The organism is Actinomadura sp. NPDC047616, from assembly GCF_040642915.1.
In the GTDB taxonomy this organism is placed as follows: domain Bacteria; phylum Actinomycetota; class Actinomycetes; order Streptosporangiales; family Streptosporangiaceae; genus Spirillospora; species Spirillospora miaoliensis.
The window spans coordinates 37,279-48,875 of sequence record NZ_JBEYTB010000008.1; the positions used below are offsets into that span (position 1 = coordinate 37,279).

An 11,597-nucleotide genomic window follows, 5' to 3' on the forward strand; every position below is an offset into this window, starting at 1 on the left:
TTCCTCTCTGTGACGAACCTGTACTGCCCGCCATTCAGATCGACAGAGGGCATTCATCCTCGTGCACAGTGACACGCCTGTACTGTTTTGCACCGCCGGGACGTTTTCGCCCGCCGGCGCCGATCTGAAAGCGACTCAAGCTCCTCGGCAAGCGTCTTGCGCCTGAGCCGCCGCCCGCACCGCCTCCTGCGCATTGACGATCGCGCTCTCCAGCCCGGGGCGACGCGAACGCAGGGAAGCACCCCCGCCCCAGCCGGAACCAGCAGCCCAACGGCGGCAGCAGGGGGACGCCGCCCGTGTTCCCGGTTCTTGGGCTACCTGGCGAGCAGGCGCTCGGCCATCCGACCCGCGTTGTGGAAGTGGTGCTGGCGCAGCTGCGGGGACTCGCAGCGCCAGGGTGGACGGTGCGCGTACCCCCAGCGGAGCCACCGCTCGGTAAATGCGGGCAGGGCCCAGTGCGGCTGGGCAGAGGAGTCGCCAACGGCGATCTGTGCGCAGGTGAAGCTTCATGCCGGCCGCATAGTGGTCCGCGAACGGCTTTCCCGCTCAGCGCCTACCGCCACGGGACATTGGACGAGCGTGAGCCGGGGACGATACTCATCATCTTCGGCGGCATAGCAGGTCGGGGTCGAGACCATCAAGGCCGCGGTGCGCGCTGGCGAAGAGGCGAGGCTGCTATCGCGGATCGGCATGAAGATGAAGATCGCCGATGAGGCGATTGCACTGCTCCCGCTGACTCCCATCGACACCAAGGGCGATCTCATCGCCGACATCCTGGACCGGTTGCCCCGACGCATGGCCGGACGAACCGCAACGTTGAGGGTTCGCCGGGGAGTGGCCGTGGACGGCGTCGAAAGCAGCGTCTTCCGGCGCGAGTCCGTGCGCCGACCGGGAGGAGGATCAGTGCCCGCCCGGCCACGCGCTGTCTGCATTCGTGGGTGCCCGATACCAGACACGTCCACCATCGCCGGGCCGCGGGAGGCACCGCCGTCGCGTTTGGCGACCACGGCGGTGTGTCGTTGCACACCGCCCGTAGACCACCGTCGTCCGTTCCACGTCCGCGCCCGGTCCGGCACGTCTCCTTGGTGAACGCGGCGAGTCCTCAGCAGGCCGCGCGGGGCGGTGGTGAACTCATCGCCGACGCAGACGGAGCAGGGCCACCACAGCCACGCCACCCACGATGGCCGTCCCTACCGCGAGCGAGAGAGCGAGGTCATCACTGTCCTCAACGTCCTCGCCGGGCGTGGGCGGCCGACCCGGCGCAGACGGCACCGCAAGCGGCTTGCCGGCCTGGCGGGTGCCGCCGCACAGGTCAGACCGCAACCTGCCATCGACACGATCGGCGAACACCAGGTACTTCTGCCCCTTCTGGGCGGCGATCCCGCAGCTGCCTTCGGAGGATGCGGTCACCAGGCTCTGCCGACGCGCGGCTTCCCCTTTGTCGACCACCTCCACATCGAAGACGAGTGTCACTGGATCATCAGAGCCGTTGGACAGCCGCAGGGGTCGGACGCGGTCGACGAGCCGCCCGGTGAACACCACATCGGCATTTCTGAACGCTTCTCTCTCGGAGACGGCCGCACAACTGCACGCACAGGCTTGCCTCGGCGTCATGATGCCCCCGAGGAGCACCACCGCCATCACCGACAACAGTCGGGCAAGCAATCGCAATCCGGTTGCCAGGGGCACGGCTGGTTAGACGCATCCAGGAAGCAACGGTTCCATCCATGTCCTCGACCGCACCCTGCGAGAGGTGAGCGTCCATCTACCAGCCGAAGCCCAGGGATGAGGCGGCGGCAAAGCCGTCGGCGTCCGGCGCCTTCTCCAGGACTTCGACCCGATGAGGAAAGGCGACCCTCAGCTCGGCATCGAGACCTCGTGTTTGGTCAGGATCGGGTCGGCGGAACTGTATGTGGACCAGTGCCCTGCCGGTGTTGTCGTGGGGCGCTGGCGGCCGGGATCGCGGCTAAGAACGGCGACCCGGCACGGTCAGCCAGTATGGATCTTCACCCCGTTCTTAACCCGATCGACAGGCTTCGGGCTTGGACAGGGCGTTCATTCGCGGTTCGGGCGCTGACCGAGCGAGCGCACCGCGACCAGTCCCCCGATTCCAGCGCGTCCAGAATCAGCCGCTGCAGCCCCCGACCAGTTCTGGGGAGCCCGTCCGCTCGGTGAGCGATTGAGCGCACGCGTGTTCTGTCTGTTGGACGGCGCGGCTTGGACGCCTTCCCACCTGGTGCGCTCCGACCACGCGCAGAGTCCCGTTTCGTGCGGCCCCAACGCCCCAACGCCCGAACGCCCAACGCACCACCTGACGCAAGGCGAGCGGAGTGTCGCCCGCCCCAGGAAAATAACAGGCTCCAACGGCTCGATCCACTTGACGGCCGTCATGGTCGCCGTCGACACGGCGACGCCCAGTGGGAGCGGCGCTCCGCACCAGCCCGCCGTGCGTGTACACCGAGCACGCGGTGTCTCGTGGGTGTGGGCATCGGGGCTCGGCGCTTCCGCTTGGGCCAAGGGCTGCCGCCGCCGGCCGCCAAGGTTCGTTTATGGTGTGGGCCTTTGGTCGGATGCTCGGTGCGCTCCTGGCGTGCATCCGAACGTGCGGCGGAAGACGTCGATGAAGGCGCTGGCGGACGACCAGCCGCACGCGTGTGCCACGGCGGTCACGGGGGTGTTCTCTGCCAGCAGGATCAGAGCGTGGTAGAGGCGCAGTTGGGTTCGCCATTGCGGGAAGGTCATGCCGATGTCGGACCTGAAAAGTCGCGACAGCGTCCGGCTGCTCGCGCCGACCTGCTCGCCCAGTGCGGCCAGGGTGCGGTTGTCGGCCGGGTCGTTTCGCAGGATCTCGCACAGCTCCCTGAGCTGCGGGGCGGTGGGGGTGGGCAGGTACAGCGGCTGCTGAGGCGAGGCGCGCAACTGGTCGAGCAGTACGGCCCGTAGACGCTCGTGTTCGGGGCTGTCGTCGTGCGGGTCGCGGGTGTAGGCGAGGATCAGCTCGCGCAGCAGTGGACCGACGGACAGCACGGTCGGCTCGTCCAGGCCGAGCGGGTTGTCGGTCGCCGGCAGGCCGACCAGGTGCAGTTCGAGTTCGCCGTGGGCCTGGTGCGCGTGCACCGTGCCGGCCGGCACCCAGACGGCGCGGGTGGCCGGCGCGATCCAGGAGCCCGCACCGGTCGTGACGGCCACCACTCCGCGGCCGGCGTAGACGATCTGGTGGTCGTCGTGGCGGTGCGCGTCGATGCCGGCTCCGGACGCCAGCCATTGGCTGCGGGTCGGCGCGACCGGCATGTGGCGGACTTTCGTCATTGGTTGGCAGCTTATCGAAAGCGCGACAACCGCCCCAGCGGCGACCATGGCGCAATGCCGAGGAACAAACCCATCATCCTGCTGTCGGTCGGCCATGCCTGTGTGGACGTCTACCAGGGCGCCGTGGCCTCGCTCGTCCCGTTCTTCGTCGCCGAGCGCGCCTACACCTACGCCGCGGCCTCGGGCATCGTGCTCGCCGCGTCCCTGCTGTCCTCGGTGGCGCAGCCGTTGTTCGGCGCGCTCACCGACCGGTGGGCCATGCCCTGGCTGCTGTGGGTGAGCACGATTCTCGGCGGGCTCGGCATCGCCCTGAGCGGGCTCAGCGGATCGTACGCGCTGACGCTGGCGTTCGTGGCGGTCTCCGGGATCGGGGTCGCGGCCTACCATCCCGAGTCGGCCCGGGTCGCGCGTCTCGCCAGCCGAGGCAGCCACACGGCGATGGGCTGGTTCTCCCTCGGCGGCAACATCGGCTTCGCGGTCGCGCCACTCATGGTCACCGCCGTCATCGCCACCGGCGGTCTTCGGCTGTCACCGCTGCTGGTGGTGCCGGCCCTCGCGGGCAGCGTGCTGTGTCTGCCCGTCCTGCGCGCACTGGGGAAGACGGCGCGTCCCGGCCATGACACCGCGGTCCCGAAGGGGACCGACGACAGGGTCTCCTTCGTCAAGCTGTCGCTGGCCGTGGTCTGCCGGTCGGTGGTCTTCGTCGGCCTGAGCACTTTCGTCTCGTTCCACGCCCGGCAGCAGACGGACGGCGGCACGGCGGCGGGCACCTCCGCGCTTTTCGTCCTCTACCTCGGCGGTGCCGTGGGCACGGTGCTGGGCAGCCGCCTGGCGGACCGGTGGAGCCGGGTCGCCGTGGTGCGCATGGCGTATCTGACCACTGTCGCCGCCGTCGCGGGCGTGGTGTTCGTCCCGGGGCCGGCGATCTACCTGTTCGTGGCGCTGACCTCCATGGGCCTGTACGTCCCGTTCTCACTGCAGGTCACCCTCGCCCAGGACTACCTCCCCACGCGTGTCGGCACGGCCAGCGGGGTCACCCTCGGGCTGACGGTCAGCGTCGGTGGTCTCGCCAGCCCCGTCATCGGCCGCCTGGCCGACGCGACCTCCCTGCAGACGGCGCTGATCCCGCTGATTCTTATGCCCGCCCTGAGCTGGCTGCTGTTCCGCACCATGCCCGAACCGGCCGCGCCGAAGGCCCTGACGGCGACCCCTCGGACCGAGGGCGACGCCGAGGCCGGACACCCCGCCGTCCAGCAGGGATGACCTGGTCGCCTGCCGCGCGTCCGGTCAGCGTCCGGGCGGTGGTGCCGTGGAGCCGGAGGAGTCCGCGAAGTGGCAGGCGACCGACTGGGGAAGGCCGTCCCGGACGGTCAGGGCCGGCACTTCCGCCGCGCAGGCGTCGGAGGCCATGTAGCAGCGGGTGCGGAACCTGCATCCGCTCGGCGGCGCGGCCGGGGAGGGCACCTCGCCGGTGAGGACGATGTCGTCCGCGGCGCTGCCGGGCCGGTCGTGGACGGACGGAGCCGCCGACAGCAGCGCACGCGTGTACGGGTGCTGCGGGTCGCCGAAGACGTCGGCGGCGGTGCCGTACTCCACGACGGTGCCGAGGTACATGACCGCGACGTCGTGGGAGATGTGCCGGACGACGTCCAGGTCGTGGGAGATGAACAGGTACGCCACGCCGAGTTTGGACTGCAGGTCGGCGAGCAGGTTGAGGATCTGCGCGCGGACCGACACGTCCAGTGCGGACACCGCCTCGTCGCACACGATGAGCCGGGGTCGCAGCGCCAGGGCCCGGGCGATGGCGACGCGCTGGCACTGGCCGCCCGACAGTTCGTGCAGGTGCCGGGAGCCGTGCTCGGGCCGCAGCCCCACCAGGTCCAGCAGCCGCGCGACCTCGGCGTCGCGCCGGTCGCGGGGGACGATGCCCGGGTGCACGCTCCAGCCTTCGGCGATGACGGCGGCGACCGTCATCCGGGGGTTCAGCGAGGTGTAGGGGTCCTGGAACACCATCTGCAGGTCGCGGCTGAGGCGGCGGCGCCGCCGGGGCGGCGCGGCGGCCAGATCGGACCCGGCGAACTCGATCGTCCCGGCGAAGGGCGGCCGCAGTCCCACGATCGCGCGCGCGAGCGTGGACTTGCCGCAGCCGGACTCGCCGACGATGCCGAGGGTGCGGCCCGCCCTGACGGTCAGGTCGATCCCGGCGACGACGGGCACGCGGGTGCGGCCGAATCCGTGCCGTCCGGGCCGTTCGTATCCGGCCTCCAGGCCGCTGACCCTGAGGACCACGTCGGTGTCGGGCGCGGTGACGGTCATGCGGTCTCCTCGGTCGGCGGAGTCGGCGGGGTGGCGGTGGCCGGGGCGGGGGCGGCGGGCGGCGCGGCGGTCACCTGGTCGGAGTGGTGGCAGGCGACGGCGCGGCCGCCGCCGGTCGCCACGAGCGGCGGGTCCTCGGCGCGGCAGACGTCGGTCGCGAACGGGCAGCGCGGGTGGAACGCGCAGCCGCCGGGCGGGCGGCGCGGGTCGGGCGGCAGGCCGGGGATCGGCTTGAGCCGGGTGCCCGGCAGCGCGCCGGCGGCCTCCGGCATCGCCTCCAGGAGGCCGAGCGTGTACGGGTGCGCGGGCCGGGTGTAGACGGCGTCCAGCGGGCCCTGCTCGACGATCCGGCCCGCGTACATGACCGCGACGTCCTGGGCGAGCCGGGCGACGACGCCGAGGTCGTGCGAGACGAGGAGGGTGGCGAGGTCGTCCTCGCGCTGCCGCCGCGCGAGCAGTTGCAGGATCTGCGCCTGGACGGTGACGTCCAGCGCGGTCGTCGGCTCGTCGGCCAGCAGCACGGACGGGCCGAGCGCCAGCGCCATCGCGATCACGGCGCGCTGCCGCATGCCGCCGGAGAACTCGTGCGGATGGTCGCCGAAGCGCGCCGCCGCGTCGGCGATGCCGACCTCGCGCATCAGCGCGACGGCCCGCTCGCGGGCCTGCCCGCGGCCGAGGCCGAGCCGGCGCCGGAACGGCTCGGCGATCTGCCAGCCGACGGGGAAGCCGGGGTTGAGCGCGGCCGTCGGGTCCTGGAAGACCATGGCGACCTGGTCGCCGCGGGCCTCGCGCCAGCGGCGGGCGGAGAACCCGCCGGTGTCCTCGCCGCCGAGCAGGACGGTGCCGGCGGTGATCTCGGCGCCGGGCGGCAGCAGCCCGATCAGGGCGAGCGAGGTCAGGCTCTTGCCGCTGCCGGACTCGCCGACCAGGGCGAGCACGCGCCCGCGGCGCAGGGTGAGGGAGATGCCCCGCACGACGGGGGTGACGTGCCGTCCGGAGCGGAACCCGATGTGGATGTCGCGCAGTTCGGCGGCGGGCTCGCCGGCGGGGTCCGGGGGCGAGTCCGGGGCGGGGTGGGTGGCGGAGATGGTCATGGGGTGCCTCTCAGAGCTGGGCGCGCGGGTCGGCCAGGTCGCGGAACGCGTCGCCGACGACGCCGACGCCGGTCACCACGGCGGCGAGCGCGAGCGCGGGCACGGTGGAGATCCACCAGGCGGAGCCGAGGTAGTCGCGGCCCGCCGAGACCGTCGCGCCCCACGACGCGGCGTCCGGCGGGATGCCGAGGCCGAGGAAGCTCAGCGACGCCTCGGCGACCATGGTCAGGCCGATCTGCACGGTCGCGGCGACCAGCAGCGGCTGCCAGCAGTTCGGCAGCACGTGCCGGACGAGGATGCGCAGGTGGCCCGCGCCGAGGACGCGGGCGGAGTCCACGAACTCCAGGTGGCGGGTGGCCAGCGCCGAGGCGCGCACGACGCGGGCGAAGATGACCCAGCGGGTCACCGCGAGGGTGATGACGACGTTGGTGATGCTGGGGCCGAGCACCCCGGCGATCAGGATGGCCAGCAGGATCGAGGGGAAGGCGAGCTGGACGTCGCCGATCCGCGACAGCACGGTGTCGGTCCAGCCGCCGAAGTAGCCGGCGGCCAGGCCCGCGACGAGCCCGATGGCGCCGCCGATGAGGACGGTGGCGAGCGCGACGATCAGCGAGACGCGGCTTCCGGCCAGCAGCGTCGCGAGCATGTCGCGGCCGACCTGGTCGGTGCCGAGCCAGGCGACGGAGCCGTCGCCGAGGCGTGAGCCGGGCGCCAGCAGGCGGTGCGGCAGGTCGGTCGCGACCGGGTCGTAGGGCCGCAGCAGGGGGCCGACGATCGCGGCGAGGACGAACAGGGCCAGGACGGCCAGGCCGATCCAGGCGGTCACGGGCAGGCGGCGGCGCGCCGAGTCGCCCGGGGCGGTCGCCGCGGCGGGAACCGCGGGGGCGGGTGCGATGGTGCTCATGGGCGATCCCCTATGCGTTCTCGGGGGTGAGGCGCGGGTCCAGTGCGACGCACAGCACGTCGACCAGGAGGTTCAGCGCGATGTAGGAGACGGTGATCGTCACGATCGTGGCCTCGACCACCGCGTAGTCGCGGTTGGTGATGGCGTCCACCATCAGCGACCCGATGCCCGGCCAGGAGAACACGACCTCGACGATGACGGCGTTGGCGATGAAGTTGCCCATCAGCAGCCCGAGCACGGTGACGACGGGCAGCGCGATGTTGCGGGCGACGTGCACGTACATGACGGCGGTCTCGCCGGTGCCCTTGGCGCGCGCGGTGCGGACGTAGTCCTTGGCGCTCTCCTCCAGGGCGCCGTTGCGCACCAGCCGGGCCAGCCAGCCGACGAACGGAAGCGCGAGCGTCACCGACGGCAGGATCACCGCCAGGGCGCCGCCGCCGGCGGTGCTGGGCAGCCAGTTCAGCCAGCGCGCGAACACCAGGATCAGCACGATGCCGACCCAGAAGGACGGCAGCGCCTGCCCGGCCAGCGAGCCGGTGGACACCAGCAGGTCGGCGATCCTGCCGGGACGGCGGGCGCACGCCATGCCGAGCGGGAACCCGACCGCGATGGTGATCAGCAGCGCGAGCGCCGCGAGCGCGAGCGTGGCGGGGAACCGGTCCAGCGTCGCGGCCATGGCGCCGCCGCCGAGCCGCCACGAGTCGCCGAAGTCGCCGTGCAGCACCTCCCCCATGTGCGTCAGGTACTGCCGCCACAGCGGCTGGTCGAGGCCGAAGTCGGCGCGCACCGACGCGATCTGGTCGGCACTGGCGTCCGGGCCGAGGATGAGGGTGGCCGGGTCGCCGGGCACCACCCGCACGACCACGAACACCAGGCTGATCGCGCCGAGGGCGACGACGATCGCCTGCCCTGCGCGGTGGAGCAGGAACCGGCCCATCAGGGCACCTCCGGGGTGGAAGCGCGGACGACGACCTCGGCGGGCAGCAGGATCTGGCGGGGCGAGCCGGAGACGTCCCGTTCCGCCCGGGCGCCAGGGCGCGCCATCAGCTCGAGGAGCCGGTCCACGGCGGTGGCGCCGACCTGCGCGGCGGGCAGCCGCACGGTGGTCAGCGGAGGGGCGAGGTAGGCGGCGAAGGGATGGTCGCCGTGGCCGACGACCGCGACGTCACCCGGGATGCGCAGCCCGTGCTCGCCGAACGCCCGGTACAGCCCGAGCGCGAAGTAGTCGTTGCCGGCCAGGACGGCGCTGCCGGGCCCGATCCGCCGGGCGAGGTCGCGGCCGATCGCGTAGGAGTCGATCGGGTCCCAGGGCTGGGAGCTGGCCTCGCGGCGCCGCGTGGGCACCTTGATCAGGTGGTCGTCGCCGACCGTGAGGCCGTGCTCGGCCAGCACGTCGCGGAACCCGCGGACGCGCTCGGCGACCGGGGAGATGTCCAGGTCCTCCTCGACCAGGTACAGGTCGCGGGCGCCGGCGGCCACCAGCAGTTCGGTGGCGCGCCGGGCGCTGTCGCGGTAGTCGACGCCGACCAGGTCGGCGTCCAGGCCGGGCAGGTCGCGGTTGAGCAGCACGACGGGGGTGCCGGACTTGCCGAGCCGCTCCCAGTGCTCGGTGCCGTGCTGCACCGGGACGGCCAGGACGCCGTCCACGCCCCAGCGCATGAGCTCCTCGGCGACGCGCCGCTCGTTGTCGACGCTGTCCTCGGTGACCATCAGCATCAGCGAGTAGCCGTGCACGCGTCCGCGCGCCTCGATCGCGCTGATCAGCCGCGCGTAGAACGGGTTGGACGGGTTGGTGATGACCAGCCCGATCGTCATCGCGTTCTGCAGCACCAGGGACCGGGCCATCGTGTTCGGCACGTAGCCGAGCCGGTCGGCCTCGCGCCGCACCCGTTCGCGGGTCTCCTCGCTCACCGCGTCCTTGCCGGCCAGGGCGCGGGACACGGTGTTGACCGACAGGTCGAGCGCGGCGGCGATGTCGCGGAGGGTGGCCCTGCGGCGCGGCGTCATGGCGTCCTCCCGGGTGCGGCGGGGGCGGCGGTTCCGGCGTGGTTCATGGCATCACCCTCTGCGGACCGCGGACAGGTCCGGCTGGTTGTTCGCCGCGGGCGTGAAGCCGGTGAGGTCCGACCGCAGCCCGTACGCCGTGGTGAGCGCGGCCGGGAAGATCCCCACCGCGTCCGACCAGATGGTCTTGCAGGCCTCGGCGTACAGCCGTGCCCGGGCCGCGGTGTCCTGCTCGGCCCCCGCCGCCGCGAGGACCTTGTCGAGCGCGGGGTTCTTGTAGCCCATCCGGTTGGCCTTGGAGGTGTACAGGCGGCCGAGGGTGAAGGCGGCGTCGCCGGTCGTCACCGTGTTGGTCTGCAGCTCCATGTCCCAGTCGAGGGCGTTGAGGCGCTGCAGCCACTGGGCCTTCTCGATGCTCTGCGGCGTGACGGTCACGCCGATCTCGTCCCACGCCGAGATCATCGACTGGGCCAGCTCGCGGGCGAGCGGGCCGGTCGCGTCGAACCACATCATGGTGGTGGTGAAGCCGTCCGGCAGTCCCGCGTCCCGCAGCGCCCTGCGGGCGGCGCCGGGGTCGTGGGGGTACGGCGGCTGCTCGGCGAACCCGAACACGGTGGACGGGATCGGGGCGCGCATCCGCTCGGCGCCCGCCCCGAAGAGCTTCCCGACGATCTCCTCCAGGTCCAGCGCCTGGATCATCGCGCGCCGCACCCGGGGGTCGGTGAACGGCTTGCGCCCGCAGTTGAACCAGGTCAGGTAGTAGGTCCAGCTCGGCACCGCGGCGACCCGGACGCCGCGGTGCCCGCGGACCTCGCCGAGCTGGTCGGAGGGGACCGGCCACAGCAGGTCCACGTCGCCGTTGCGCAGCGCCGTGATCGCGCTGGAGGTCTCGGCGATGAACGGCATGGAGATGCCCGGCAGCGCGGCGGGGCCGCCCCAGTACCCGTCGAACCGGGCCAGCTCGACGTTGGTCGACGGGGTGAACCCGGTGACCCGGAACGGCCCCGAGCCGATCGGCCGGCGTTTCTGGGCGGGGTCGGCGACGAGCCGCGCCGGGACGATGAACAGCAGGGTCAGGTTGACCGGCAGCGTCGCCATCGGCCCGTCGGTCTCGAACGTGACCGTGTGGTCGCCGTCCGCCCTGGCGGACTTGACCGTCGCCCACAGCGCGCTCTGGGCCGACTTCACGGCCTTGGTGCGTTCCAGGCAGGCCACGACGTCGCGCGCGGTGACCGCGCCGCCGTCGTGGAACCGCACGCCCTGCCGCAACTGGAACACCCAGGTCGTGTCGCCGACGCGTTTCCACGACGCGGCGAGGCCCGGGACGAGCCGGTCCCCGTCGCGGCGGACCAGGGTGTCGAACACCAGCCGCTTGACGATCAGCGACGCCTCGTCCACCGCCGTGCCCGCGTTGTAGGGGTCCAGGTCGGTGACCGGCTGCCCGAACGCGGCGCGCAGCGACCCGTCCGGCGCGGCCGCGCCCGCCCGGGCGCATCCGCCCAGCGCGACGGCGGACGCCGCCAGCCCGGTCAGGGCGAGGAACTCGCGCCTTCCCAGCTCCATGCCGCCTCCTCTCAGCTCCGCTCGGGCGCGCTAGCTCTTCAGCGCGAGATAGATGAGCACCTTGACGCCGGGGGTGTCGGCGCCTTCGGCGTCGCCGGCGTTGTCCGAGGTTCCGGCGTCGGACTCGACCGTGCCCTTCAGCCGCAGCCAGCCGCCGAAATTGGTGGAGGCCCAGCTTTCCAGGTCGTCGGTGACCTCGCGGGCGGGCTCGAGGTCGCACCAGTGCAGCCCGTCCGGGGAGATCTGCGTCGTGACGCGCAGCCGGGCGCCGGGGTGGGTGCGTTCGAGCGTCCGGACGAACCAGCGCGCCTCGGCGGCCCAGGCCGCCTCGTACGGCTCGGTCGCGAACTCGCCCGACAGGGTGCGGGCGCGTTCCAGGACGGCGGTGAACGACTCGCGCATGTTGG

General features: G+C 72.4%; 10 protein-coding genes. 1 reads left to right on the top strand and 9 read right to left on the bottom strand.

Annotation, left to right across the window (positions count from 1 at the left end):
* Window positions 1-1,131: 1,131 nt before the first annotated feature.
* Together ABZ801_RS20000 and ABZ801_RS20005 are read right to left on the bottom strand one after the other, a co-directional pair.
* Window positions 1,132-1,641: a hypothetical protein gene (locus tag ABZ801_RS20000; RefSeq protein WP_360699596.1), complete on the bottom strand. Its 510-nt coding sequence runs from the start codon at window positions 1,639-1,641 to the stop codon at window positions 1,132-1,134.
* A gap of 906 nt (window positions 1,642-2,547) precedes the next feature.
* Window positions 2,548-3,309, bottom strand: coding sequence for a helix-turn-helix transcriptional regulator (locus tag ABZ801_RS20005; RefSeq protein WP_360699598.1), 762 nt, complete (start codon window positions 3,307-3,309; stop codon window positions 2,548-2,550).
* Between the two features lie 54 nt (window positions 3,310-3,363).
* Here ABZ801_RS20005 and ABZ801_RS20010 point away from each other — a divergent pair, with 54 nt between their 5' ends.
* Window positions 3,364-4,572 carry an MFS transporter gene (locus ABZ801_RS20010; RefSeq protein ID WP_360699600.1) on the top strand — a complete coding sequence of 403 codons (1,209 nt, stop codon included), beginning with the start codon at window positions 3,364-3,366 and terminating at the stop codon, window positions 4,570-4,572.
* A gap of 24 nt (window positions 4,573-4,596) precedes the next feature.
* On the opposite strand, the gene ABZ801_RS20015 is transcribed toward ABZ801_RS20010, so the two are convergent.
* Genes ABZ801_RS20015 through ABZ801_RS20045 form a run of 7 tightly spaced genes read right to left on the bottom strand, consistent with a single transcriptional unit; the run spans window position 4,597 to window position 11,592 of the window.
* Entirely contained in the window at window positions 4,597-5,625 is a 1,029-nt protein-coding gene (locus ABZ801_RS20015; RefSeq protein ID WP_360699602.1) for an oligopeptide/dipeptide ABC transporter ATP-binding protein, read from the bottom strand.
* Window positions 5,622-6,719 (bottom strand): ABC transporter ATP-binding protein, encoded by a 1,098-nt coding sequence (locus ABZ801_RS20020; RefSeq protein WP_360699604.1) that lies wholly within the window; start codon window positions 6,717-6,719, stop codon window positions 5,622-5,624. The genes ABZ801_RS20015 and ABZ801_RS20020 overlap by 4 nt, the downstream gene beginning before the upstream one ends.
* Before the next feature lie 10 nt (window positions 6,720-6,729).
* A complete protein-coding gene (locus ABZ801_RS20025) occupies window positions 6,730-7,623 on the bottom strand; it encodes an ABC transporter permease (RefSeq protein ID WP_360699606.1) in 894 nt (297 codons plus the stop codon).
* Between the two features lie 10 nt (window positions 7,624-7,633).
* Entirely contained in the window at window positions 7,634-8,560 is a 927-nt protein-coding gene (locus ABZ801_RS20030) for an ABC transporter permease (RefSeq protein WP_360699608.1), read from the bottom strand.
* Window positions 8,560-9,630 carry a LacI family DNA-binding transcriptional regulator gene (locus tag ABZ801_RS20035; protein WP_360699610.1) on the bottom strand — a complete coding sequence of 357 codons (1,071 nt, stop codon included), beginning with the start codon at window positions 9,628-9,630 and terminating at the stop codon, window positions 8,560-8,562. The genes ABZ801_RS20030 and ABZ801_RS20035 overlap by 1 nt, the downstream gene beginning before the upstream one ends.
* Window positions 9,631-9,681: 51 nt before the next feature.
* Complete coding sequence (locus ABZ801_RS20040; RefSeq protein ID WP_344939850.1) at window positions 9,682-11,190, bottom strand: ABC transporter substrate-binding protein; 1,509 nt, start codon at window positions 11,188-11,190, stop codon at window positions 9,682-9,684.
* A gap of 30 nt (window positions 11,191-11,220) precedes the next feature.
* Complete coding sequence (locus ABZ801_RS20045; protein ID WP_360699612.1) at window positions 11,221-11,592, bottom strand: hypothetical protein; 372 nt, start codon at window positions 11,590-11,592, stop codon at window positions 11,221-11,223.
* Window positions 11,593-11,597 lie beyond the last annotated feature (5 nt).